Consider the following 24,722-nt stretch of genomic DNA (forward strand, 5'->3'; position numbering starts at 1 on the left):
TGCGGCGTTATTGCCACAGCAACCAACTTCCTTGGAGATGAGCATGGAAGGCGAGACCTTCCTCTGGCTGATACGGCATGCACCCGTCGACGGCATCCCCGGGACGATCCACGCAGCCGACGCGCCCGCCGATCTCGGCGATCGCGTGCAACTGGAGGCGTTGCGGCAGAGGCTCCCGCCGGATGCTGCGAGCTTTGCGAGCCCAGCGCGACGCACGGTTGAGACGGCGCGCGCGCTGGGACTCGAACCCGAGTTGGTGCCCAAACTTGGTGAGCAGGATTTTGGCAACTGGACCGGCCGGCGGCATGACGAGCTCGCCGCGACCGGCGGCGAAGCCTACGCGCAGTTCTGGAGCGATCCGGCGCACGGGCGGCCGCCGGGCGGCGAAAGTTTCGAGGATCAGGTCGCGCGCGTTCGGCTGGGCCTCTCGCAGATCGGCCCCGGGTCGGCAACGCTGGTCGTGCATTCCGGCACGATCCGCGCCGCGCTCTGCATCGCACTGGATCTGACGCCACGAGCGGCCCTGCGCTTCGTGATCGCCCCCCTGTCGCTGACCCGGATTGATCGGCTCGCGGCCGGCTGGCGCGTCGTCTCCGTCAATCAGCGGATGGTCTGAGCCGGATCAGGCCGGGCGATCCGGCACGTTAGCCTGTGCGAAGGTCGCCATGCCGTTGTGAAGGCTGCACGCGAGCCGCACCAGCGGCAGCGCAATCGCCGCGCCCGATCCCTCGCCGAGCCTGAGATCGAGGCTGATCAGCGGTTGCACGTTCAGGGCGCGCAGCACCAGCCGATGCCCCTGCTCCGCCGATTGATGCGAGGGCAGCAGGAATGGCTGGCAGGACGGATTGAGCCGCACCGCCGCGAGCGCCGCGACCGACACGATGAAGCCGTCGATCAGCACGGGGATGCGGGCTTGCGCAGCCGCAATGATCGCGCCACAGATCGCCGCGATCTCGAGGCCGCCGACGGCGCACAGTACCTTTTCCGGCAAAGCGCCGGCAACGCCATGGCGTGCCATCGCAGTGTCGATCACGCGCGCCTTGTGCGCGCGGCCGGCCGGGTCGACGCCGGTACCGCTGCCGGCGATCTCCTCGGCACGCATGCCGAGCAGACTCGCGGCAATCGCCGCCGACGTCGTGGTATTGCCGATGCCCATCTCGCCGAAGATCAGGAGATCCGGCTTGCTCGCCTCGGCGCGAACGACCGCGCGCTGGCCGGCTTCGAAGGCGAAAGCCAGCTCCTCAGGCGTGAGCGCAGCTTCGGCGCTGAAATCCCGCGTGCCGTTGCGCGGCTTGTCGGTGACGATGCCCGGTATCGCCTCCTGCGCCAGTGTGCCGGCGTCGACCACCTCGAGGCTCGAGCCAAGCTCGCGCGACAGCACGGAGATCGCAGCGCCACCGGAGGCAAAATTCGCCATCATCGCGATGGTCACGGCCTGCGGATACGCCGATACGCCCTGCGCGACGATGCCATGGTCGCCCGCGAAGACGATGATCGGCACCCGCGCCGCGCGAGGCTGCTCGGTCGCCTGCAGGCCCGCAAGCTCGATCGCGAGCTGCTCCAGCCGGCCGAGCGCGCCGGTCGGCTTTGTCAGCTGCGCCTGGCGCGCGAGCGCCGCCTCGCGATGGACCGCGGAGACATCGGGGCACTTTTGATAGACCCATTCGGGGAGCATGCTGCCTCGCTTACGGCCTGCGCTTGAGAATGTAGCTGTCCATGATCCAGCCGTGCCGCTCGCGCGCATCCTGTCGCGCGGCGACGATGCGCGGGCCGATCTCGGCCAGAACGCCCGACATGACGATCTGATCGGGCATGCCGAGATAGGCGCCCCACCAGATCTGCAAGCCTTGCGGATCGAGCGACTGGAATGCCGTGCCGCCGTCGAGCATCACCGCCACGGTATCGACGCCCTGCGGCCAGCCGCCGTCGCGCAAGCGACGTCCCGTCGTCACGAGAAAAGGCTCACCAATGTCGTTGAGCGGCAACGCATGCGCCGCGCACAGCGCCTGAATCGAGGTAATACCTGGCACCACCTCGATTTCAGGCAGGGGATCGAGCCGCCGCGCAATGCGCAACGAGGAATCGTAGAGCGAGGGATCGCCCCAGATCAGCAGTGCGACCTTGCCGTCACCTCCGAGATGGCTCGCGATCGTCTGCGACCAGGCCGCGGCGACGGCGTCGTGCCAATCGTCAACGCCCTTGCGGTAATCCGCTTCGGCCGCATCGCGCACGGGAAGATCGAACTCGGCGATACGGGTCTTGTCGCTGGTGAGAACGTCCGCGCAGATCGTCCGCCTGAGATCGGCGAGATCGGACTTCGCCGTCCCCTTGCGCGGGATCAGGACAAGATCGGCCGCGTTGATGGCCTGGATCGCGGCGCGCGTGAGCTGCTCGGGATCGCCGCAACCGATACCTATCAGGGAGAGCGTGAGCATCGCGAGCGAGAGGAGCGGCCTTGAGCGGCCGCCCCTTGTCTCTTAAGCCGCGTTGTGCAGGCGCGGGGTGACGAGGCCGGGCGCGGTGACGCCGCGCAGCGACTTCGCCAGCGCCAGCACGGCGAGATCGGCCAGCGGCTCGATCACGATGACGAGCGCGTAGGACGCCGCAAAGGTCGCGATGTTGACGAGGTTGGTCGCACCGAAGCCGGAGCCATAGAGCGCCCAGAACGCCACCCAGGCGATGACGCCGGCCTGATAGGTGGTCGAAAGCGCCAGCGCCTGGCGATAGCTGAGATCGACATAGGCGGTGTTGCGGGCAATGATCCGCGCGGCGATCGCCTGGATCCCGAACAGCGGCACCAGCAGCGTGGTGACGTTCATGCCGAATTGCGGCAGGTCGGGCGGCTCGAAGAAGATGCCCTGGAACAACAGTCCGAACGCAAGGCCGAAGGCCGCCGGCGCCGCACCAAACAGCAGGAACAGGGTCGAGCCGAGGATGAAGTGCACTTCGGACACGCCGACCGGGAAGTGCGGCAGGATCTCGAAGAAGACGAACACGAGGCCCGTGGTGGCCAGCGTCCGCGCCGCGAACGATGTGATGCCCTGCTCGCGCACGGTCTCGACCGCGAGCTTCAACGCAACGCCGCCGACGGCGATGCCCGTTGCGTAACTCAATACGAGCTTGGCGCCCGAGACTATACCGGGTTCGATATGCATGGCTCAGTTCCTTCCTGCCGTCACACCCGACGGCCTTGGCCTCAAAACGTGCAGGGCCGGTCTCCTGGCTCGCGGGTCACTGGGTCTCCGGCCTTCCCGGACCTTTCGGCCCAGTGGCGGTTCGGAGCCCCTCACCGCTTACAGTCGCGGGGGCGGCTGGGGTTTTGGGCGCCGCAATTGGGTCCGCCCACCCCCATTCCCGATTATGCTCCGGCGCTTTGCGCCGCGTCGAGCACCATGCATCCCTTGTGTGCCCCTTTCGCAGAGCCTGCGTCAAGGGGCGAAGGAGGGCCGACGCCGTCACGACGGATAATCCCCCGCCAGCGCGCCGAACAGGATCACGGCGGCCGTCGAAGCCGCGCCGCCGCGCGCAAGCCGCTCGGCGAGCTCGGTAATGGTGGTGCGGACCAGCCGCTCGTCCGGACGGCCGAGGGATTCTGCGAACAGGGCCGGGGTGTCCGCGGCGAGGCCGTGCTCGATCAATTTTGCGACAAGCGCCGGAAAGGTACGTCGGCCCATATAGACGACGGTCGTCGCCTCCGGATCGGCCAGCGCCGCCCAGTTGAGGTTTGGCGGCAGTTCGCCGGTAACATCGGCCCCGGTGACGAACTGCACCCGGCGCGCGGTATGGCGCCGCGTCAGGGGAATGCCGGCTTGCGCGGCGGCGACGCAGGCCGAGGTGACGCCGGGAATGATCTCGTAACCGATGCCGGCTTCGCGCAGCGTGTCGAGTTCCTCTTCCAGTCGCCCGAAAATGCCGGCATCGCCCGACTTCAGACGCACGACGCGCGACCCGGTCGCGGCATAGTCGACCAGCAGGCGGTTGACGTGGTGCTGCTTGGTCGACGGCCGCCCTGCCCGCTTCCCCACCGCGACGAGATTGGCGCCGGGCCGGGCCAGATCGAGGATCGCGCCGGAGGCGAGGTCGTCATAGAGCACGACGTCGGCATCGCGCAGCCGCGCGGCGCCTTTGAGCGTGAGGAGCTCGGGGTCGCCGGGGCCGGCCGAGATGAAAGTGACAAAACCGCTCACCGGTCCTCCGCGATCAGATGGAAGAACGTGCCGGTGGCAAGGCCGCGGCGCGAGCCGGTCTCGGCGATGACCGCGCCTGTTGCATCGTGCACGACCGCCAGCGGCGTATCCGGCTGGGCGACGATCGTCGAATAGTGAAACTCGTGACCGCGCAGGCGCGCGCCGGCCTGATGCCCCGGCATCGGCGCTGCGAGCGCAGCGAGACGATAGCCGAGATGCATGCGGCGCTTGGCAAAGCTCGTCTCCAGTCCGAGCAAGCCCGTCATGTCATGGCGGATACCGTCGGCATCGGTCAAAGCGGTTCCCAGCACCATATAGCCTCCGCATTCGCCGTGCACCGGCCGTGTGTCGGCGAAGGCGCGCAAGCCGCTGCGAAAGCGTGCATTGGCCGCGATCTTCCCCGCGTGCAGCTCGGGATAGCCGCCGGGCAGCCAGCAGACATCGGCGCTGGCATCAGGCGCTTCATCGGCAAGCGGCGAGAATGTCGAGATTTCGGCGCCGGCCGCGCGCCAGGCTTCCAGCATGTGCGGATAGACGAAAGAAAACGCGGCATCGCGGGCCAGCGCAATGCGCTGACCGGGCGGCGTCACGTTCAGGCCGTTCGCGGCTGGTTGCGGCGACCAGCCGGCGGCCGATCGCAGCACCGCATCGAGATCGACATGTTCGACGACGAAGCGCGCGGCCTCGTCGATCAGCTTGCCGATCTCCGCCTGCTCCTCGGCCTGCACGAGGCCGAGATGCCGCTTCGGCAGGCTGATCTCGGCATGACGCGGCAGCGCGCCGAACACGGCGATGCCGGCGTCGTTGAGTGCCCGCCGCACCAGGTCTTCGTGGCGCGGGCTGGCGACGCGGTTGAGCACCACGCCGGCAAGGCGCACACCAGGGCGATAGTCACGCAGGCCTGCGGCAATCGCCGCTGCCGTCTGCGCCTGTCCAGAGGGGTCGATCACCAGCAGCACCGGCCAGCCCAGCATCTCCGCGATGTCGGCGGTGGCGCCGGTACCGGAGACGCCGCGCGCGGCGACGCCGTCGAACAGCCCCATCGAGCCCTCCGCAAGCACGACATCGGCGTCCGCCCCGCGGTTGACGAGGTGCGCGATGGTCCCGCGATCCATCGCCCAGCTATCGACGTTGACGGACGCGCGCGCCGTCGCGGCGGCATGGAAGGCGGGATCGATATAGTCCGGCCCGCTCTTGAAGCACTGCACGTTCAATCCGCGATTGCGCCAGGCGCGCGCCAGCGCCAGCGTCAGCGTGGTCTTGCCGACGCCGGAGGCCGGTGCGGAGATGACAAGTCCTGCCGGCATCACGATGCCTCCGGAAAGCGCGGTTCGGCGCCAACGGGCCGATAGCGGCGGTCGTAGTCGACAGCATAAAGGCGGCTTTCGTCAAAATCCGCGGCGCCAAGCGTTTTGCCGACCAGGATCAGTGCGGTGCGCTCCATCTCCATGCCGACGGCGGCATCGAGCGTCGCAAGCGTGGCGCGGACGATGCGCTGGTCCGGCCAGCTCGCACGCCAGACGATTGCGACCGGGCAGCCTTCGCCATAATGCGGCGTGAGCTCGGCTATGACCTTGTCGAGCAGGTGGATCGACAGATGGATCGCGAGCACCGCACCGGTGGCGGCGAATGCGGCAAGCTTCTCGCCCTCGGGCATCGCGCTGGCGCGACCCGGCGTGCGCGTCAGCACCACGGTCTGGGCGAGACCGGGCAGCGTCAGCTCGGCCTCCAGCGCGGCTGCGGCGGCCGAGAAGGACGGCACGCCCGGCGTGACCGTGTAGGGAATACCGAGCGCGCGAAGGCGGCGGAGCTGCTCGCCCATCGCCGACCAGATCGAGAGATCGCCGGAATGCAAGCGAGCAATATCCTTGCCGTCAGCATGGGCGGCCGTGATCTCCGCGACGATCTCGTCGAGCGACAGCGGCGCGGTGTTGACGATGCGCGCATCGGGCGGGCAATGCGCCAGCACGCCCTCGGGCACCAGCGAGCCCGCATAGAGGCAGACCGGACAGGCCGCGATCAGGTCGCGCCCACGCAACGTCAACAAATCCGGAGCGCCTGGTCCTGCACCGATGAAGTGCACCGTCATGCGCCGTCTCCCTCCGCGATCGCCGCCGTCGCGGTGCGATCCCGCGAGGCCACCCGCGTCGCAATCAATCGCGCGCGAGGACCAGCGGCGGCGAGCGCCGCGGCTTCGGCAACGGATCCCGTGCCGAACCTTTCCGCGACGCGTTTTGACTGTGTCGGCGTGTCGACGCTCGCAAGCACATCGGCTGGGATCGCCTTGATCGGCACTCCGCATTCGCGCGCGAGCTGCTTGAGCGCTTCCGCGTCGGCCTTGTCGTTGACGGTCGCTACGGCCGCAAGGCCTTCCGTGCCGCCGGCCGCCAGCAGCGCCTCACGCAGCGAAGCCAGCGTCACATCCTTCTTGAATCCGAGCCCTGCGACCTTCATCTGACCGCACTCCACTGCACCACCGGCCGCGACGCTTCCCAGGACCGGTAGCGGCCGAGCGGGGTGGTGTGCGCGATCTCGACCCGCATCAACTCGCCGCCGTGGCGCTGGTGCAGTTCGCCGAGCAGTGCTTCCGTCTCCAACGTCACCGCATGCGCGACGAGCCGCGCACCCGGCGAGAGCCGGGACCAGATCGCATCGAACATCGCGCTATCGAGACCGCCGCCGATGAAGACGGCATCCGGCGCGTCCAGCCCGGCAAGAGCTTCGGGCGCTTTCCCCGTCGTGATCGTGATCCGATGGGCCAATCCGAACGCCGCCGCATTGCTGCGGATATTCGCGGCGCGATCCTCGCGTGCCTCGATAGCCGTCGCCGTCCCGCCGCACAGCGCCCATTCCACCGAGATCGACCCCGAGCCGGCACCGATATCCCACAGCCGTTCGCCGGGACGCGGCGCCAGCGCCGAGAGCGCCAGCGCGCGCACCGGCCGCTTGGTGATCTGGCCGTCATGAGCAAAGAGATCGTCCGATAGACCGGAGCTGCGGGGAATGCCCTGCCCGCCCTTCGCCTCGACGGCGACTGCGACCAGGTTTCCTGTGAGATCACCCGCAAAGCGCTCGGCACGATGTTCCGCAACGCTTTCGCGCGGCCCGCCGAGTGCGGCGAGTGTCCAGAATGCCGAGGCGCCCCATCCGCGCTCGCTCAGCCATTTCGCGAGATCTCCGGCCGCCTTCCCGTCGCGAACAAGACAGATGATGTGCACACCGGGCGCAAGATGCGGCACGAGGCGCTCGAACGGCGCGGCATGGAGCCCAAGACAGATAGCGGATTCGAGACGCCAGCCCAGCCGCCCCGCGGCGAGCGAGAAGGTCGATGGCGCCGAATGTGCAATCCACTCGTTGGCATCGAGCTTCTCGGCAAGACCTGAACCCGCGCCGTGCCAGAACGGATCGCCGGAGGCGAGTACCGCCGTCGGCCGGCCGCGGCAGCTCAGCACAATCTCTGCATCGAACGGTACCGGCCAAGGGCGGCCGCGGCTGGTGACGCCAGCAAGCGCGAGGTGCCGTTCACCACCGAAGACGGTTTCCGCCTCGTGAAGCGCCTTTCGGCTTGCCTCGGACATCCCGGCAAGGCCATCTTCGCCGATACCGATGATGGTCAGCCAGGGATCAGCCATGACGCGCGCCCTCATTCTGGGCGGAACCGCCGATGCGAGTTTGCTCGCCGCGGAAATCGCGCGCGCGCACATCGACGCCGTGTATTCCTATGGCGGCCGCACCCGCGCGCCTGCCGATCAGCCGCTGCCGACCCGCATCGGCGGTTTTGGTGGCGTGAGCGGGCTCGTGGATTATATTCGCTGCGAAGGCATCACGCATGTGATCGACGCGACGCATCCCTTCGCGGCCGAGATGAGCCGCCACGTGGTCGAGGCCAGCGCGGAAACCGGCACGCCCTTGATTGCGTTGGAGCGCGCACCCTGGACAAGGGCGCCCGGCGACAACTGGATCGAAGTTCACGACGTCGACGCCGCGGTCGCCGCGCTGCCCGAGGCGACGGCAAAAGTGTTCCTCGCCATCGGCCGCCAGCACATCGCGCCGTTCGCCGCGAAGCCGCAACATGCCTACACGCTGCGGTTCGTCGATCCGCCGGAAGCGCCCCTGCCCTTTGCGGCCGACGTGATCGTGTCGCGCGGGCCGTTCACGCTCGACAGCGAGTTGGAGATGATGCGCACGCGCGGCATCACGTGGATCGTCGCCCGAAACTCCGGCGGCGACGGCGCGCACGCCAAGATCGACGCGGCCCGCATGCTCGGCCTGCCCGTAATCATGATCGCGCGACCAAAACTGCCCGAACGGTTGCGGGTCGAGAGCGTGGGCGAGATCATGCAGTGGCTCGGTCATCGCGCCTGCCTCGGGGCATAGACCCAGCGGCCGACGCGGCGCGTCTGCGAATTGCCGACGATCACCAGCGTGCGCATGTCGGCCATCTCGGGCCGGGCATCATTCAGCGTGACGGTCTCGATCTTCTCATCCGCAGCGCTGATCGCGCGCGCAAAGATCACGAGGCGATCGCCGCAACCGGCCTCTTTCAGCGCGGCAAGCGCGCGGCCAAAGCCCTCGGGTCGGCTCGCCGATCGCGGATTGTACATCGCAATTGAAAAGTCGGCTTCGGCGGCGAGGCGCAGACGCTTCTCGATCGCCGCCCACGGCTTGAGATTGTCGGAGAGATTGATCGCGCAGAAATCATGGCCGAGCGGCGCGCCGGCACGCGCGGCCGCGGCCAGCATTGCGGTGATGCCCGGCAGCACGCGGATCGGCAGCTCCTGCCATTGCGGCGCCTGTTCGAGCGCCTCGAACACGGCAGAGGCCATCGCGAACACGCCGGGATCGCCGGAGGAGACGACGACGACCTGCCCGCCTTCGGCCGCGAGCCGCAGGGCCTCGCTCGCGCGCTGCAACTCTTCGCGATTGTCGGAAGGATGCAAAGTGAGCCCTGCCCGCGGCGGCACGCGCGCAACATAGGGCGCATAGCCCAGAATGTCGGTCGCGGAAGCCAATGCAGCGGAGACCTCAGGCGTCACCAGCGCCTCGCTGCCGGGGCCGAGGCCAGCGATGGTCAGCGCGCCCGTCATTCGGCGGCGTCCAGATGCCGGCCCTTGCCGTGCACGAGCACGATCGCAAAATAGGGACAGTCGGCGGCATCGATCTCGGCGAGCCGTACCACGCGCTCGCCCGGCATGGTGCCGCGCTCGACCAGCCAGGCCTCGTCCAGCCGGCCGGCAGACGCGAGCGCACGGCGCACTTTTGCAAGATTGCGGCCGGTCTTCATGATGACCAGCGCATCGGAATCGCGCATGCGCCGTTCGAGCTCGTCCTCGGCGAGCGTGCCCATCAAGACCGTCGTCACATCGTCGCCAAGCGCGATAGGCTGGCCGACGCCGTTCCAGCAGCCGACCATGCCGGGAATGCCCGCGATCACCTCGATCTCGACGCGCCCTTGCAGGCGCATGTGCAGGTGCATGAACGAGCCGTAGAAGTAGGGATCGCCCTCGCAGAGCACGACGACGTCGACCGCGCGCGAAAGCCGCGCCAGCCGTTCCGCCCATTCGTCGTAGAAGCCGGCGAGCAGCCGCACATATTCCGGGCTATCGAAAGCGAGCTCCGTCGTAACAGGATATTCCATGGCATATTCGGTGACGTCGGAAGCCAACATGCCTTGGACGATGCGGCGCGCCTGACCGGGCCGGCCCTTCTTGCGGAAATAGGCGACATGCTTCGCGGCACGCACGGCTCGATCCGCCCGCACGCTCATCATATCAGGGGCACCGGGGCCGAGACCGCAGCAGATGATGCGTCCCATGACTACTCGCTCCGGCTCGCGAGCGCATTCACGGCAGCGACCGTGATCGCGGAGCCGCCGAGGCGCCCCTCGACCGTCAGCGCCGGCACCGGCGGATCGGCCATCAACGCAGCCTTGGATTCAGCCGCGCCGACGAAGCCGACGGGGCAGCCGATGATCGCCGCAGGCCGCGGGCAGCCCGGGTCCTCAAGCATGTTGAGGAGGTGAAACAGCGCGGTCGGCGCGTTGCCGATCGCAACGATTGCGCCGTCGAGATGCGGTCGCCACAACTCCAGCGCCGCTGCGGAGCGCGTGTTGCGCATGGACTGCGCGAGCGCGGGAACGGCCTCGTCGCCAAGCGTGCAGATCACCGCGTTGGCCGCGGGCAGTCTCGCGCGCGTAATGCCTTCCGAGACCATGCGCGCATCGCACAGGATCGGCGCGCCCTTCTGCAAGGCCGTGCGCGCAGCGGTCGCCATGCCTGATGTGAAGCGGATATGCGCCTCGAGGCCCACCATGCCGGCGGCGTGGATCATCCGCACCACCACCTGCTCCTCGTCCGGCGAAAAGCGCGCAAGATCAGCTTCGGCCCGGATGGTCGCAAAGGATTGCCGGTAGATCGCCGCGCCGTCGGTCTCGTAAGTGTGCGGCATCAGTGCCCTCCAACCAGGATGGAGGGATCGCTGACGATGTCGGCACCGCTAAGGCCGCGCAAAACCGGCTCGTCGCGGGTCGAGCCGTCGCGGACGAGATCGAATCCGGTGCTGGTTGCAACCAGCGTCACCGCGGACGCGCCGGAACGCGCGCAGCCCTTGGCGCAGCCGGAGACATGAAGGCGCGTATCGAGGGCGATGCGCGGCGCAAGCGCCGCGGCCAGCGCGCGGGTGTCGGCATGCGCCTCTCGGCAGCGTGGGGCGCCGCTACAAGCGATCACGCGCAACGCCGGATCGTAGGGCTCGGTGATGAGGCCTGGCGCGCTGGGCATCTCGCGCTTGCCCTCGCTCAGCACCATGCGCCATGGCGTCATGCGCAGCGCATGTCCGCAGCCGGAAAATTGATGGAGCGTCGTGTGCAGCATCTGCCCGAACGCGACGCCGACCAGGGCGCCATGCGGATAATGCCCAGGCCGCGACGCCGCCATAACCGGAGCAGGCTCGGTTTCGCCCAGCAAGCTCTCAGGCAATGCCGCGCCGGCCGCGATATGGGCTGCCATGCGACCTCGCCCGCCCTTCGCGCCGCCGGACGTGATGAACCAGTTCGCGAGCGCGAGCGCCATGCTTACGGCCTCTCCGCGTCCGACGGAGCGGCCGAGCCTTGCGCCATCGGCCCGCACCAGGAGCCGGCCACCGCGATCGCGTTCGATGCGCAAATCGGCGGAATCGCCGGCCAGCACACGCGATTTCCCGTCATCGATGGCGAAGCCGAACTTCGTGGGAAGATCGAGCGCGCTGTCAGCAAGCGCCTCTTCCAGCTCCGCGGCGAGTGCCTGCGTCTCGTCACCGGCGTTCCAGAACGGCGTCACCAGGATGTTGCGGCGGGATTCCATGTCGGTATCGGGATCGAGCAGATGCAGCCGTGCAAGTCCGTCGAGCAGCGGCCGATGGCCCTGTTCGCTCACCCCCCTGATCTGGAGGTTCGCGCGGCTCGTCACATCGATGAGACCATTGCCGTAGCGTTCGGCGAGCTCGGCAAGCCCGGCCACCTGTATCGCTTCGAGACGCCCGCAGAACGGACGCACGCGAACCACGAGCCCGTCGCCCGATTGCATCGGGCGCAGCGCGCCGGGACACCAGCCCTTGATCGCGGTCGTGCTCATGAAGCCTCCTTCAGCGCCGCCGCGATCGAATTGCGGCGCGTTCGCCAGAGCGAGGCCTCATGCAGGCGCGTGAAGCACGTCTCCATCGCGGCGAGCGCCGCCGGATTTTCGCGGGCCATGAAGGTGCGGACATCCTCGTTGCCGAGCGTCGCATCATAATAGAGGTCGAACAGATGAGGCGGCACGGCGCCGGCCAGATGGGCGAAGGCAGCCATGTGCTCGAGCGTGGCCGTGATCTCGGCTGCTCCACGAAAGCCGTGGCGGATCATGCCGGCGATCCAGGCCGGGTTGGCCGCGCGCGCGCGGACGACGCGCGAGATTTCCTCGGTCAGCGTGCGTGCTTGCGGCTGCTCGGGCCGCGTCGTATCGAGATGATAGAGCGATGGTCCTGCTGCGCCGAGATGTGCCGCTGCCGCCGCGATACCGGCTTCATGCGCGGCATAGTCGGCGGCGAGCAGAAGATCCGTTTCCGGCAAATCCTGGACGTGGACGAAAGCATCAGCGGATGCAAGCCGCGTCTCGATGCCGGTACGATCCGGCTGCATCGCACCGTCCGCGGAGAACGCCCAGGACGATGCCGACAGCCAGGCCTCGCCGGCGGCATCGCGGGTCTCGGGCGTGAAGGCATCCGGGATCGCCGACATGCCGACGCCGTATTGTCCGGGACGCGGCGCGAACACACGCGACGCGCGGTGGCGATAGGGATTCTCATCGCCCTCCTCCTCGCGCGCTGCGAGGGCCTCGGCGGCGGCTTCGAACAATTGCGCGAGGCCGGAGAAGACATCACGGAACAGGCCCGACACGCGCAGCGTGACGTCGATGCGGGGACGGCCGAGCTCGGCCGGCGCGATGATATCGTAGCCGGTGACGCGGCCGGAGGCGTGGTCCCAGCGCGGCGCGAGGCCGGCCAGATGCAGCGCCATCGCAAACTCCTCGCCTGCGGTTCGCATCGTCGCCGAGCCCCAGAGATCAACGACGAGGCCCTTCGGCCAGTCGCCATGATCCTGCAAATGGCGACGCAGCAGTTCCTCGGCGAGCTTGATGCCTTGCGCGTGCGCCGACGGCGTCGGCACCGCGCGCGGATCGACGGCAAAGAGATTGCGTCCGGTCGGCAGCACGTCCTGGCGTCCGCGATAGGGCGAGCCCGACGGCCCCGGCGCAACGCGCTGTCCTGCAAGTGCGGCACGCAACGCATCGCGCTCCGCCTCGCCGCAGGCGCCGCGGCCGAACACATGCAACCCGTCGCCGAACTGGCTTTCCTTGAGATCGCAGACGAAGCGATCGATCCGCGGGATCGCTTCGGCCGGCGCGGCCGAGGCGTCAAGACCGAGATCGTCTTCGAGGCCGGCGGCACGCGCCTCGTCGCGGATCGCCGCGATCAGGCGCTGACGGCGCGCGGGATCGAGACCATCGGCTGTCGAATATTCGTCGAGGAGGCGTTCGAGCCGGCGCAGGCCTTCCGGCACCGCGGATTGTTCGAGCGGCGGCGGCAGATGGCCGATGGTGACGGCCCCCAAGCGCCGCTTGGCCTGCGCGGCCTCGCCGGGGTCGTTGACGATAAAGGGATAAATGACAGGGAGATCGCCGATCAGCGCTTCGGGCCAGCACGTGGACGACAGCGCCACGGATTTTCCGGGCAGCCATTCCAAGGTGCCATGCGCGCCCATGTGCACGACGGCATCGATGGCCTGCCCGCGGAGCCAGAGATAAAACGCGACATAGGCGTGGCGCGGCGTGCGGGCGAGATCGTGATAATCGGCATCGCGCGTGGCCACATCGCCGCGCTCGGGCTGAACCGCGATGATCGATTGGCCACTTGCGATGGCCGCGAATTGAAATGCACCGTCGCGACAGCCCGGGTCATCCTCCGGCGCGCACCAGGCCTGCGCGAGATCATCCTGCAAGGCTTGCGGCAGGCGCGAGAGCGCCGCGCGGTAATCGGCGACGCTCCAGGTCAAGTTCTGCTTGAGCAGCGTCTCGCCGAGCGCCTGAACCGGCGCAACATCGAAGCCGGCCTCTGTCAGGTCAGACAGCAATGTCTCGACCGACGCAAGCGCATCGAGACCAACGGCATGCGCGATCTGATGCGGACGGCCCGGATAGTTCGAGAGCACGAGCGCCAGCCGCTTCCCGGCGGCTGGCGTCTTCGCGAGGCGCCGCCGGGCCGTAACGCGCGCGCCAACGGCCTTGACGCGCTCCTCATCGGGCCGGTGCGCCAGATGCGAAAATTGCAGATCGGGATCACGCTCCGCGGCCGATTTGAAGCTCACCACGCCCGCGAACAGGCGACCGTCGACCTCCGGCAGCACCACATGCATCGCGAGATCGCTGGGCGACAGGCCGCGCAGGGACTCTGCCCAGTCCTCGCGCCGTGCCGACGAGAGCGCGACCTGGAAGACGGGACACGATGCCGCATCGAGCGGTGTCGTGCCATCATCGCCCATAGCTGAGAACGCCGTCGCGTTGACGATCGCGGCCGGAGGATTCGTCGCGAAATACGTCCGCAGCCAATCCGCAACGCCCGGAGCCTTCAGCGAGGTGACGAACACGCCGTACGCGTCAAAGCCGCGCTCGCGCAGCGCCGCGATCAGGGCGTCGACCGGCCCGGTATCCGCGGCGGTGAGATAGGAACGATAGAAGGTCACCAGCGCCAGCGGCTTCCCCTCTCCGCCAGTCGGCGCAGCAATGACGCCACGCGCGGGATCGTAAAAACCCATCTCGGGTACCGTCATCTCGCCGACGACCGGCCCCGCATAGAGGCCCGAGGCGAGCGCCAACTGCGCGATCGCCGCTTGCGCAGCGACGGGGCCGCCGGTGTCGCAGAGCACTTTTAGCCGACGCAGCGTCGAGACCGGCAAGGTCGAGTAGGCATCGAGCCGCGTGTCGTCGCGGCCATCGGCGGGCAGCACGGCCAGCACGATGTTGCGGTCCTTCGCGAGCTGCTGCAGGGTCGCCAGCCCGTACGGCCAGTAGGATTCACCGCCGATCAGGCGCACCAGGATGCCGCGTGCCCGCGACAGCGTGCGCTCGATATAGGTGTCGACCGACAACGGATGACGCAGCTCCGCGAGATTGGCGAGCCGCAGCGACGGCAGGCTGTGGCGGCCGCGCCGCCAGCCGGCCGCGAACGCGGCAAGGTCGGAATCCGAATACGAGAGCACCACGAGATCGGCCGGGTCCTGGCCGATGTCTCTTGGCGTCGCGGTCTCCTCGAGACCGCGGCTCTCGCGGAAGACGACGTGCATCAGATACCAAGTCCTGAAAGACCAAGTCCTGCCTTGATCGCGGCCTCGTCGATATCCCCGTGCTCGCCGATCACGACCAGCTTCGACTGCCTGAGAGCTGCGCCCCAGGGCTTGTCGAACTGGTGGCGCACGCGCTCGCCGACCGCTTGCAGCAACAGGCGCATCGGCTTGCCCGCGACCGCGATGTAGCCCTTGGCACGCAGCACGTTCTGCTCGCGCGCCAGACGCTGCACCGATGCGACCAGCGCATCGACGTCGCTGACCTCCGGAAGATCGATCACGACGGAGGCGAAATCGTCGTGCTCGTGATCCTCCTCGCCGTCATGATGCGAGGGGCGCGCGGCGAGATCGTTCTCGGCCGCAGCGCCGAGGCCGAGGATGACGCGCGCATCGATCGCCCCGTCAGTGATGGGCAGCATCGGCACGCGGCGCGGCATCTCGGCAGTGATCACGGCCTTGGCGGCTTCAATGCCTGCGCTGCCCGCGAGATCGGCCTTGGTCAGCAGCACGATATCGGCGCAGGCGATCTGGTCCTCGAACACTTCCGACAGCGGCGTCTCGTGATCGAGGCTCTCGTCCGCTGCGCGCTGCGCTTCGACAGCAATCGGGTCGGGCGCGAAGCGGCCGGCGGCCACGGCTTCCGCATCGGCGAGCGCAATCACGCCATCGACCGTGATGCGCGAGCGGATCTCCGGCCAGTCGAACGCCTTCAGCAGCGGCTTCGGCAGCGCGAGACCCGAGGTCTCGATCAGGATGTGATCGGGCCGCACCGGCCGCGCCAGGAGCTTCTCCATGGTTGGAATGAAATCATCGGCAACGGTGCAGCAGATGCAGCCATTGGCGAGCTCGACGATATTCTCCTCCGGGCAGTTCGCGTCGGCGCAGGACTTCAGGATCTCGCCATCGACGCCCTCGCTGCCGAACTCGTTGACGAGCACGGCAAGCTTCTTGCCGTCAGGGTTTGCGAGCAGATGCTGGATCAGCGTTGTCTTGCCGGAGCCGAGAAAGCCGGTGACCACCGTGACAGGGACTTTTGCGAGCGAGTTCATTCGGCGGCCTCCGGCACGACGGCAATGGGGGGAATGCGGGCAAGCGATTGCTTGCGGAAGATTTCGGGCCGGCTGCGCCAGGGCACGAGACCGTCGGGCGCGGCCGCATAGGCGGCAGCGCCCGCGACCACGTCCTGTGCATTGGCATCCGAGAGACGGCCGTAGACATAGGACCAGCGGCCGGGCGCGCTGAGCGCGACCGAGCAGCCCTGGCTGCATGCCGAGAGGCATTCAATGGGAACCACATTGACGCCGTCGGGCACGCCCGCGTCGAGGATCGCCCCATGCAGGCGCTTGCCAGGCGTCGTCTCGCCCTCGCCGAGGGTCTGGCCGGCGCGGCAGGTGATGCAGACGTGAAGTGTGACGGTCATCGCCTCTTCCAGAATGAGCTACGGGAGGCGAAGAGGCGCACGGACCCTGACTTGAGAGGCCCGCTTCCCCGTCGCGGAACACCCCGTCCGCCGGTCCAAAATCGTCCGCGCTGGCAGGTCTCCCGGCTTGCGGAGCAGGGTTTTGCCCTTCGATCCCCGCCTTCCCGATCCCCAGGGGAATCAGTGGCTTCGGGCATCTCTCCGGTCACGGTCGCGGGGGCGGCTGCAGTTTGGATTCAAATCTTGCCGATTCGGACCCTATCGCATTCCCTCTTCGCCTGTCATAGGACAGGAACCAACGCCGGGCCACCATTTGCCCCCGGCCGCCTCTTGTCAAGCCGAAGGACCGGGTACGATGACGCCTGAACCGGATACCCAAACAACTGAGGAAACCGACGCCCGGCACGCCCAGAAAATGGCGAAGAAGAAGGCCGCCCGCGACAAGATCATGGCGACCAAGAGCGGCGAAAAGGGCCTCATCATCGTCCACACCGGCGCCGGCAAGGGCAAGTCCTCCTCGGCCTTCGGCATGATCGTCCGCTGCGTCGCCCATGGCTTCCCCTGCGCCGTCGTGCAGTTCATCAAGGGCGCCTGGGATACCGGCGAGCGGCGCCTGCTCACCGGCCATTTCGGCGATCTCTGCCAGTTCCACGCCATGGGCGAAGGCTTCACCTGGGAGACGCAGGACCGCGCCCGCGACATCGCCGCCGCGCGCGCCGGCTGGGAGAAGGCCAAGGAGCTGATCCTCGATTCCAGCCTGCGCATGGTCGTGCTCGACGAGATCAACATCGCGCTCCGCTACGACTATCTCGACATCGCCGAGGTCGTTGAATTCCTGACGACGCAAAAGCCTGAGATGACGCATGTCGTTCTCACGGGCCGCAACGCCAAGGACGAGCTGATCGAGATCGCCGACCTCGTCACCGAGATGACGCTGGTCAAGCACCCCTTCCGCTCCGGTATCAAGGCGCAAGCCGGCGTCGAGTTCTGAAGATACTCCCGATGGCGCGTGCGCTGATGATCCAGGGGGCCGGTTCGGACGTGGGCAAGTCGCTCATCGTCGCCGGCCTCGCGCGCGCCTTCACGCGCCGCGGCCTGCGCGTGCTGCCCTTCAAGCCGCAGAACATGTCGAACAATGCAGCCGTGACCGTCGATGGCGGCGAGATCGGCCGCGCGCAGGCTCTGCAGGCACTCGCCGCCGGTGTCGAGCCGCACACCGACATGAACCCGGTTCTGCTCAAGCCCGAGACCGATGTCGGCGCACAGGTCGTCGTCCAGGGCAAGCGCATCGCGACCGCGCGGGCACGCGAATATGCGGCGATGAAACCTTCGCTGATGGGCGCGGTGCTGGAGAGTTTTGAGCGCCTGAAGGCGCGCGCCGATCTCGTGCTGGTGGAAGGCGCCGGCAGCCCGGCCGAAGTGAACCTGCGCAAGGCCGACATCGCCAATATGGGCTTTGCGCGCAAGGCCGATGTGCCGGTCGTGCTGGTCGGCGACATCGACCGCGGCGGCGTCATCGCCCAGCTCGTCGGGATCAGGACGGTGATCGACCCGGACGATGCCGCGATGATCCAGGGTTTCGTCATCAACAAGTTCCGCGGCGACCCCTCGCTATTCGACGACGGCTACAAGCTTATCGAGCAAAAGACCGCGTGGCGCGGCCTTGGCGTGTTGCCCTGGTTCGCTCGCGCCGGCGAGCTGCCGGCCGAGGACGCGCTGGGCCTCAGTGACGCGCGCAAGCCGGGCCAGTGCAAGATCGCCTGCCTCGCGCTGTCGCGGATCGCCAATTTCGACGATCTCGATCCGCTCAAGCTCGAGCCTGGCGTCGATCTGGTGATGGTGCGCCCTGGCGAAGCGATCCCGGGCGACGTCCGCCTCGTCATCATCCCCGGCTCGAAATCCACCCGCGGCGATCTCGCCTTCCTGCGTGCGCAAGGCTGGGACATCGATCTGCTGGCGCATCACCGCAGGGGCGGCCAGGTGCTCGGCCTCTGCGGCGGCTATCAGATGCTCGGACGCAGCGTCGCCGATCCCGACGGCATCGAAGGCCCCGCGGGCGATACACCGGGCCTCGGGCTGCTGGATGTCGAGACGGTAATGAGCCCGCAGAAGACGCTGACGCGTGTCGCCGCCGTGCATGCCGCCACGGACCAGCCGATCCAGGCTTACGAAATCCACATCGGGCGTACCGACGGGCCGGATCGCGCGCGTCCCTTCGCAAAGCTGAACGGCGTGCCGGAAGGCGCGATCTCACGCGATGGCCGCGTGCAAGGCAGCTATCTCCACGGCCTGTTCACATCGGATGATTTTCGCAGGGCGTTTTTGGCCAAGCTCGAAATTCCCGCAGGCCACGAACCCTACCACGCCAGGGTCGAGAGCGCGCTAGACGCCCTCGCCGATCACATCGAAAAGCATCTCGACGTCGACGGCCTGCTCGCGCTAGCGCGCTAGGATCTCGGCAAGACGCGTCCATTCGGCTTCGCTGCCGGGAAGGCCGAGCCGCAGCCATGTCGGCTTTCGTGCGAAGACGCGCGACCAGATCTGGCTACGGGCCAACGTCTCCTGCGCGGCAAGCGCGTCCGGCGTCTCGTAGAGGCGAAACAGCGGCGCACCGCCGACGAGCCGCCAGCCTTGCACTTGCGCCATCTCGTCGAGACGAACACAGTCCCGCACAAGCCGCGCTGACGTGGCCTTGGCCCAGGCATCGTCGCGCAAGGCACGGCAACCAATTGCGATCGCCGCGCCCGAGACCGGCCATGGACCTGACATCGCGGCGAGCCTCGTTATGTCAGCCGAATGACCGATCGCGAAGCCCAGCCGCAGCCCGGCAAGACCGTAGAATTTTCCGAACGAGCGCAGGATCAGCAGGCCCGGGCGGTCCGCCTCAGACGCCAGCGACAGCTGCGGAACGGCATCGGCAAAACTCTCGTCAATGACGAGGTGGCCGACGCGCGGCAGCAGCGCGAGCAAGTCCATCGGCGCAAAGCACCGGCCATCGGGATTGTTGGGATTAACGACGATTGCGACATCCGCGCCGGCCAGCGCGTTGAGCTCGCTGGCCTCCTGCACATCCCAGCCCGCAGTCGACAGGACGCCTGCATATTCATTGTAGGTCGGCGCAAGGATGCGCGCACGGCCGGGTGGTCCGAGTTGCGGCAGCAATTGAATTACGGCCTGCGCACCGCCCATCGCGACGATCAGCGCGTTTGTGCGATAAGCGTGCTGCGCCGCCTGATGCAGCGCCTCGATCTCGGCGCGCGACGGCAGCGCGCTCCAGGCGCGCGCGCTCACCTCGCCGACGGGATAAGGCAGCCGGTTGATCCCGGTCGACAGATCGATCCAGTCCTCCGCGCGCCCGCCAAAACGCTGCTGGGCCAGATCGAGATTTCCACCGTGCTCGCGCATGCCCCGTTCTTTCACGCGAAGGCCAGGATCGCAAGCAGGCCGGCGAGCAGCAGCATGGCGCGGCTGTAGACGGTCAGTCCCTCGCCGATATCCCCGGCAAGCGGATCGCGCGCGCCTTCATTGAGCCAGGGCTCGTCGGTGGTGCTGCCGTGATAGATGCGGGGGCCGCTGAGCCGCACGCCGAGCCCACCCGCCATCGCCGCTTCCGGCCAGCCGGCATTGGGCGAGCGGTGGCGGCGGGCATCGCGCGTCATGCACGACAGCGCCTCCGATCGCCGCGATGCCAGCAGCACGAACATAAAGCCGGTCAGGCGCGCCGGGATGAAGTTTGCGACATCGTCTATGCGCGCCGCGGCCCAGCCAAAAGCTTCGTGGCGTTCGTTGCGATGACCGATCATGGAGTCCAGCGTGTTGATCGCCTTGTAGCCTAGAATGCCGGGCAGTCCGAACAGCGCGCCCCAGAACACCGGCGCCACGATACCGTCGGAGGCGTTCTCGGCGAGGCTCTCGATCGCCGCGCGCGCGATGCCGGCTTCATCGAGCGTTGCGGGATCGCGTCCGACGATGCGCGAAACCGCGTCGCGCGCAGCGGCGATGTCGCCAGCCCGTAACGGGTTTGCGACGGCCGCCACGTGATCGTGCAGCGAGCGCAAAGCGACCAGCGGCCAGGCCAGCACACCCACCAGTACAATCTGCACCAAGCCCCAGGGAAGCAGGGACTGAAGCACCCAGCCGAGTGCGACCGAGAGTGCGATCACCAGGAGCGCGCCGGCAAGGCCTGCGGCGCGGCGGAAGGCCGGCGGATCGGACGAACGATTCCAGCCACTATCGATGGCACCAATCAGCCAGCCCAGCCAGGTCACGGGATGGCCGATCCGCGCGAACAGCCATGACGGCCAGCCCAAGAGGGCATCCACCGCCATCGCCACCGCCATCGCCCCCGCAAAACCCACGCACGCCTCCTGTCCCGCCCCTGTTGCGCAATGCGAAGGCGGAGCGCAAGCCCCTGCCCGCCTGATTTCGGCTTTGTCTTTGGCCGCGTTTGGTGATTAGTCAGGCCCACAGGAGACCTTTATGGCCGTCATCTTGATCACGGGCGGAGCACGATCGGGCAAGAGCGCCCACGCGGAAAAGCGCGCGCGCAGCTTTCCGGGCCAGCCCATCTACATCGCGACGGCCGAGGCGCTCGATGCCGAAATGGAGGTGCGCATCGCCAAGCATCGAGCCAAGCGCGCGGTCGTCGACTGGATCGAGCGGGAGGTACCACTCGATCTCCTGCAGGCTCTGATCGAGACCGATGGCGGCGGCCCAAGGCTGGTGGATTGCCTGACCTTGTGGCTCTCCAACATCATGCATGCGGGGCGTGACTGGGAACACGAACTCATGAAGCTCGCCGCTTTCATGGGCGGCCAGAAGAGCCCCGTCATTTTCGTCACCAACGAGGTCGGCCTCGGCATCGTGCCCGACAACGCGCTGGCGCGCAGCTATCGCGACGCCGCCGGAATCATGAACCAGGTCATCGCGGCGGTTTCCGACGAAGTCGAGTTCGTCGTCGCCGGCCTGCCGATGAAACTGAAATGATGCCGCCCGCCGAACTCTTGCGGGACCTCGTTGCCGATCTCAGGATGGCGGCATCGTTCGTGACGATCCTGCCCGTGGCATCGTCGAAGCCCGCAGCCGACGGCGCCGTGGCGCGCGCGACCTGGGCGCTTCCTCTCGCCGGGCTGCTGGTCGGCGTTGCCGGAGCTTTGGTCTACAAGATCGCCAGCCGGTTCGGACTGACACCGAACCTTTCCGCCCTGCTCACGCTGGCCACGACCGCGCTCATCACCGGCGCGCTGCATGAGGACGGCCTTGCCGATACCGCCGACGGGCTCGGCGGCGGCCGGACGCGGGAACGCAAGCTCGAGATCATGCGCGACAGCCGGATCGGCACCTATGGCGTCTGCGCGCTCATCCTGTCGTTCGGTCTGCGCTGGAGCGCACTCGCGGCGATCGCCAATCCCTGGGCCGTCGCGCTCGCGCTGTGCGCCGCGCACACTGCCGCCCGCGCGGGCGTGCCGGCTTTCATGTCGCTGGTCCCGCCGGCACGACCTGATGGACTGTCGGCAGGCGCGGGAGCGCCGCCGGGCCGCAGCGTCGCCATCGCCTTCGCTGTCGGAACGCTCGCCCTCGCGCTCGCGCTCGGGCCGGGCAAGGCGCTCGTCAGCCTGATCCTGCTGTCCCTCGCCGGCTTGATGCTCGCGCACCTTGCCATCCGCCAGATCGGCGGACAGACCGGCGACATCCTCGGCGCATTCGAGCAGATCGGCGAGATCCTCATCCTGCTGGTGGCGGCATCCTTCCGGGTGGGAGGCTGATCTCATGGTCGAGTTCGACGACACCTTCCGTCAGCACCTGCACGAGCTGTTCGTGTGGCGCCGCGACGTGCGCCGCTTTCGCAGCGATCCGCTGCCGGCCGGCGCCATCGATCGCCTGATCGAGACCGCCTGTCTCTCGCCCTCGGTCGGCCTGAGCCAGCCCTGGCGCTTCGTTGTCGTTGAAGATGCCGCACGCCGCCGCGACGTGATCGACGACTTCAAGGCATGCAACGCCGATGCGCTGAATTGCTATTCCGGCGAGCGCGCCGCGCGCTATGCCACGCTAAAGCTGTCGGGTCTCGAACAGGCGCCCGGCCACCTCGCCGTGTTCGCGGACAAGGCGACCGACATCGGCCACGGCCTCGGCCGCGCGACCATGCCGGAGACGACGGAATATTCCGTGGTTGCCGCGATCACCGCGATGTGGCTCGCCGCGCGCGCCAACGGCATCGGCCTCGGCTGGGTGTCGATCCTGAACCCGGCGCGCATTCACGCCGTTCTCGACGTGCCCGATACCTGGAAGTTCATCGCCTATCTCTGCATCGGCTATCCCGAGGCCGAGTGCGACCAGCCCGAGCTCGAGCAGGCGAAATGGGAGCACCGGCGCGGCGCGGAGGAGTTTACGTTGCGGCGCTAGCAGCCGCGCCCCGCTCCATCCTCTGTCATTGCGAGCGTTGCGAAGCAATCCAGGCTGCCTCCGCGGAGGGATTCTGGATTGCTTCGTCGCACCAGCGCAAAATTGCTTTGCAATTTTGTCGCGGGCTCCTCGCAATGACGACGGAGAGAGAGGCGGCTTGTCGCTACGACCTGCTCTTGCCGGCCACGGCCGCCACAGGCGCAGGGCTCTCCTGTTTCTGGAACATCAACAACGGCCGGAAAATGACGCGGCCATAGGCCTCGTAATGGTTCTGGGTCGAGACGGCCATCTTCAACGGCGTCGCGTAATTTGCCTCGAACGTCATGAACGACGCATAGGTCCATGAGAAGCCGACGCCGACCGAACCCAGCTCGGTGACCCCCGGGAATGTCGAATAGACCGCACCCCAGTCGGTGAAGATGTAGGTGTCAAAGCCCTTCAGCCATTGCGACCAGTTGTAGTGCAGCTCGGCGTTGAAATAGTAGCCGCTGTCGCCGGAAGCCGAGTTGGAGGGATAGCCGCGTACGGTGGTCGGACCGCCGATCGAGAAGACCTGGTCGCCCGGCAGCAGCTTTTCCTGCGTGTATTGCCAGCTCGCCAGCACGTTGGCGCTGAAATTTGCCGGCCCCGCGGCGCTGGTCGCGAACAGCGAGCCGGTATAGGTGTTGAACGTGCGGTTGTTGCTGAGCACATGGTCTTGCCACTCGATGTAGTTCACCGCCGGTGAGACCGTGATTGAATAGGCGTTGCCGGACTTCGTCACGGAGAGCCCGGCAGTGGCCTTGTCGTAATGGTCGTTGGTCACGTCGACCGTGGCGAAGCGGCTCACCGTCTTGCCCTCGGTCTCGGCGGCGTTGAACAGCACCAGCCAGTCCTGGGTCACCCAGAGCGGCTGGCTGAAATTGACCGCGGCCTGGCTCGAGCGTCCGGTGACGTCGAGCGCGACGAACGGCCCCTGGATGATCTTGATCTTGCCCTCAGTGTAGCTGACGCCGACGCGGCCGCCCCAGGGATTGACCGGAATATTGTAGGCGACGTTGCCGTTGAGATTGCCGTCGGAGCGGACGCCGTAGAAGGTCAGGCGGTCGTCGACGCCGAACAGGCCGTGGCGCTTGTAGAATGCGCCACCCTCCCAACGCCCGGTGTTCTCGACGCCCTGGTTGTCGGTGAAGAGCTGCAGGGTGTCGACCGGCGGCTCGATCACCGCGAACTGGAGATCGGTCAGGCCGAAGCTCGTGCCGGGCTGGAGCAGCGCCTTGATCTGCACGTCGTTGGTCCGGTTGAACCAGATCACGTCGCGATTGAGCTTTGGAACGTCGAGGACCTCGCCTTCGGGCTCGCCAACGCGCTGAAGGATGTAGTCGGTGCGGGTCTGCTTGTTGCCCTCGATGGTCGTCTTCTGGAGCCGACCTTCGGTCAGCTTGATGCGGACGACCCCGCCCTTGGCATCCTGATCCGGCAGCGTCGCGATGCCGGTGACGATGCCGCGCTCGGTGTAGATGGCGTTGATGTCGGCAACGAGCTGCAACAGCGCGGCGATGTCGACGTCCTTGCCGACATACCTCTTCGCGATCTCGTCGAGCTCCGCTGGCGTGATGAACTTCGAGGAATCGAACTCGACCTTGCGCAGGCGGAATTTCGGCCCGCCCGGCTTCAGCAGCTGGGACTTCTCCCGCTCGCCGCCGATCACCGCAGGACCGGTGAGCTTGGGCGGCGCACTCTGCTGCTCGAGCTGGCGGCGCTGCCGGTCGATGTCGTTCTGGATCACGCCGGGATTGATCGACTGGGCGTGCGCAGATGCGATGCAGCAAGCTGCAAGCCCGCCCCCCAACGCTGCCCCCCAAATCCGCATCCCGAA

The 24,722-nt window shown here is 67.5% G+C and carries 25 protein-coding genes and 2 riboswitches; of the genes, 7 read left to right on the forward strand and 18 right to left on the reverse strand.

Annotated features, from left to right (window positions below; all coding sequences use genetic code 11):
• Positions 1–43: 43 nt before the first annotated feature.
• Positions 44–616 (forward strand): histidine phosphatase family protein, encoded by a 573-nt coding sequence (locus tag JQ627_RS03075; RefSeq protein ID WP_212482666.1) that lies wholly within the window; start codon positions 44–46, stop codon positions 614–616.
• 6 nt (positions 617–622) lie between these two features.
• Here the strand turns inward: JQ627_RS03075 and cobT are convergent, their stop codons facing one another.
• The 8 genes from cobT to cbiT form a co-directional block, all read right to left on the reverse strand.
• Complete coding sequence (gene cobT / locus JQ627_RS03080; RefSeq protein ID WP_212482667.1) at positions 623–1,675, reverse strand: nicotinate-nucleotide--dimethylbenzimidazole phosphoribosyltransferase; 1,053 nt, start codon at positions 1,673–1,675, stop codon at positions 623–625.
• Between the two features lie 10 nt (positions 1,676–1,685).
• A complete protein-coding gene (cobF, locus tag JQ627_RS03085; protein ID WP_212482668.1) occupies positions 1,686–2,435 on the reverse strand; it encodes a precorrin-6A synthase (deacetylating) in 750 nt (249 codons plus the stop codon).
• A 42-nt stretch (positions 2,436–2,477) separates the two neighbouring features.
• Positions 2,478–3,155, reverse strand: coding sequence for an energy-coupling factor ABC transporter permease (locus JQ627_RS03090; RefSeq protein ID WP_212482669.1), 678 nt, complete (start codon positions 3,153–3,155; stop codon positions 2,478–2,480).
• A gap of 36 nt (positions 3,156–3,191) precedes the next feature.
• Positions 3,192–3,410: riboswitch (cobalamin riboswitch) on the reverse strand.
• A 45-nt stretch (positions 3,411–3,455) separates the two neighbouring features.
• On the reverse strand, positions 3,456–4,187 hold the full coding sequence (gene cobA, locus JQ627_RS03095) for a uroporphyrinogen-III C-methyltransferase (RefSeq protein ID WP_212482670.1): 732 nt from the start codon (positions 4,185–4,187) through the stop codon (positions 3,456–3,458).
• Positions 4,184–5,494: a cobyrinate a,c-diamide synthase gene (locus JQ627_RS03100; protein WP_212482671.1), complete on the reverse strand. Its 1,311-nt coding sequence runs from the start codon at positions 5,492–5,494 to the stop codon at positions 4,184–4,186. Before JQ627_RS03100 ends, cobA begins: the two co-directional genes overlap by 4 nt.
• Positions 5,494–6,276, reverse strand: a complete 783-nt coding sequence (gene cobM / locus JQ627_RS03105) for a precorrin-4 C(11)-methyltransferase (RefSeq protein ID WP_212482672.1) — start codon at positions 6,274–6,276, stop codon at positions 5,494–5,496. Before cobM ends, JQ627_RS03100 begins: the two co-directional genes overlap by 1 nt.
• On the reverse strand, positions 6,273–6,641 hold the full coding sequence (locus tag JQ627_RS03110; RefSeq protein WP_212482673.1) for a cobalamin biosynthesis protein: 369 nt from the start codon (positions 6,639–6,641) through the stop codon (positions 6,273–6,275). The genes cobM and JQ627_RS03110 overlap by 4 nt, the downstream gene beginning before the upstream one ends.
• Positions 6,638–7,819 (reverse strand): precorrin-6Y C5,15-methyltransferase (decarboxylating) subunit CbiT, encoded by a 1,182-nt coding sequence (gene cbiT / locus JQ627_RS03115; RefSeq protein WP_212482674.1) that lies wholly within the window; start codon positions 7,817–7,819, stop codon positions 6,638–6,640. Before cbiT ends, JQ627_RS03110 begins: the two co-directional genes overlap by 4 nt.
• Between cbiT and JQ627_RS03120 the strand changes: the two genes are divergently transcribed.
• A complete protein-coding gene (locus JQ627_RS03120) occupies positions 7,818–8,564 on the forward strand; it encodes a cobalt-precorrin-6A reductase (protein WP_212482675.1) in 747 nt (248 codons plus the stop codon). The genes cbiT and JQ627_RS03120 overlap by 2 nt on opposite strands.
• Here JQ627_RS03120 and cobJ read toward each other — a convergent pair.
• The 7 genes from cobJ to JQ627_RS03155 are packed head-to-tail and all read right to left on the reverse strand — an operon-like array spanning position 8,540 to position 16,462.
• Positions 8,540–9,274 (reverse strand): precorrin-3B C(17)-methyltransferase, encoded by a 735-nt coding sequence (cobJ, locus tag JQ627_RS03125; protein WP_212482676.1) that lies wholly within the window; start codon positions 9,272–9,274, stop codon positions 8,540–8,542. The two genes, JQ627_RS03120 and cobJ, sit on opposite strands and share 25 nt — an antisense overlap.
• A complete protein-coding gene (locus JQ627_RS03130) occupies positions 9,271–10,002 on the reverse strand; it encodes a precorrin-2 C(20)-methyltransferase (RefSeq protein WP_212482677.1) in 732 nt (243 codons plus the stop codon). Before JQ627_RS03130 ends, cobJ begins: the two co-directional genes overlap by 4 nt.
• A gap of 2 nt (positions 10,003–10,004) precedes the next feature.
• Positions 10,005–10,634 (reverse strand): precorrin-8X methylmutase, encoded by a 630-nt coding sequence (locus JQ627_RS03135; RefSeq protein ID WP_212482678.1) that lies wholly within the window; start codon positions 10,632–10,634, stop codon positions 10,005–10,007.
• Complete coding sequence (gene cobG, locus JQ627_RS03140; protein ID WP_212482679.1) at positions 10,634–11,797, reverse strand: precorrin-3B synthase; 1,164 nt, start codon at positions 11,795–11,797, stop codon at positions 10,634–10,636. The genes JQ627_RS03135 and cobG overlap by 1 nt, the downstream gene beginning before the upstream one ends.
• Entirely contained in the window at positions 11,794–15,042 is a 3,249-nt protein-coding gene (gene cobN / locus JQ627_RS03145) for a cobaltochelatase subunit CobN (RefSeq protein WP_212482680.1), read from the reverse strand. Before cobN ends, cobG begins: the two co-directional genes overlap by 4 nt.
• A complete protein-coding gene (gene cobW / locus JQ627_RS03150) occupies positions 15,042–16,091 on the reverse strand; it encodes a cobalamin biosynthesis protein CobW (RefSeq protein ID WP_212482681.1) in 1,050 nt (349 codons plus the stop codon). Before cobW ends, cobN begins: the two co-directional genes overlap by 1 nt.
• Complete coding sequence (locus JQ627_RS03155; RefSeq protein WP_212482682.1) at positions 16,088–16,462, reverse strand: DUF1636 domain-containing protein; 375 nt, start codon at positions 16,460–16,462, stop codon at positions 16,088–16,090. The genes cobW and JQ627_RS03155 overlap by 4 nt, the downstream gene beginning before the upstream one ends.
• Before the next feature lie 94 nt (positions 16,463–16,556).
• A riboswitch (cobalamin riboswitch) is annotated at positions 16,557–16,777 on the reverse strand.
• A 40-nt stretch (positions 16,778–16,817) separates the two neighbouring features.
• On the opposite strand from JQ627_RS03155, the gene cobO reads away from it, so the two are divergent.
• Together cobO and JQ627_RS03165 are read left to right on the forward strand one after the other, a co-directional pair.
• The gene (cobO, locus tag JQ627_RS03160) at positions 16,818–17,453 is read left to right on the forward strand and encodes a cob(I)yrinic acid a,c-diamide adenosyltransferase (RefSeq protein WP_212482683.1); all 636 of its coding nucleotides are present in this window, start codon (positions 16,818–16,820) and stop codon (positions 17,451–17,453) included.
• Positions 17,454–17,464: 11 nt separating this feature from the next.
• Positions 17,465–18,913 (forward strand): cobyric acid synthase, encoded by a 1,449-nt coding sequence (locus tag JQ627_RS03165; RefSeq protein WP_212482684.1) that lies wholly within the window; start codon positions 17,465–17,467, stop codon positions 18,911–18,913.
• On the opposite strand, the gene cobD is transcribed toward JQ627_RS03165, so the two are convergent.
• A complete protein-coding gene (gene cobD, locus JQ627_RS03170; RefSeq protein WP_212482685.1) occupies positions 18,902–19,867 on the reverse strand; it encodes a threonine-phosphate decarboxylase CobD in 966 nt (321 codons plus the stop codon). The two genes, JQ627_RS03165 and cobD, sit on opposite strands and share 12 nt — an antisense overlap.
• Positions 19,868–19,878: 11 nt before the next feature.
• A complete protein-coding gene (gene cbiB, locus JQ627_RS03175; RefSeq protein ID WP_312015726.1) occupies positions 19,879–20,820 on the reverse strand; it encodes an adenosylcobinamide-phosphate synthase CbiB in 942 nt (313 codons plus the stop codon).
• Positions 20,821–20,941: 121 nt separating this feature from the next.
• On the opposite strand from cbiB, the gene cobU reads away from it, so the two are divergent.
• From cobU to bluB, 3 genes are read left to right on the forward strand one after another with little or no spacing between them, the layout of a single operon-like run.
• Entirely contained in the window at positions 20,942–21,448 is a 507-nt protein-coding gene (cobU, locus tag JQ627_RS03180) for a bifunctional adenosylcobinamide kinase/adenosylcobinamide-phosphate guanylyltransferase (RefSeq protein ID WP_212482686.1), read from the forward strand.
• Positions 21,445–22,227: an adenosylcobinamide-GDP ribazoletransferase gene (gene cobS, locus JQ627_RS03185; RefSeq protein WP_212482687.1), complete on the forward strand. Its 783-nt coding sequence runs from the start codon at positions 21,445–21,447 to the stop codon at positions 22,225–22,227. Before cobU ends, cobS begins: the two co-directional genes overlap by 4 nt.
• A gap of 4 nt (positions 22,228–22,231) precedes the next feature.
• Positions 22,232–22,864 carry a 5,6-dimethylbenzimidazole synthase gene (gene bluB / locus JQ627_RS03190; RefSeq protein WP_212482688.1) on the forward strand — a complete coding sequence of 211 codons (633 nt, stop codon included), beginning with the start codon at positions 22,232–22,234 and terminating at the stop codon, positions 22,862–22,864.
• Between the two features lie 163 nt (positions 22,865–23,027).
• Here bluB and JQ627_RS03195 read toward each other — a convergent pair whose 3' ends face one another.
• Complete coding sequence (locus tag JQ627_RS03195; protein ID WP_212482689.1) at positions 23,028–24,716, reverse strand: ShlB/FhaC/HecB family hemolysin secretion/activation protein; 1,689 nt, start codon at positions 24,714–24,716, stop codon at positions 23,028–23,030.
• Positions 24,717–24,722 lie beyond the last annotated feature (6 nt).

Source organism: Bradyrhizobium liaoningense (assembly GCF_018130785.1).
In the GTDB taxonomy this organism is placed as follows: Bacteria; Pseudomonadota; Alphaproteobacteria; order Rhizobiales; family Xanthobacteraceae; genus Bradyrhizobium; species Bradyrhizobium liaoningense_A.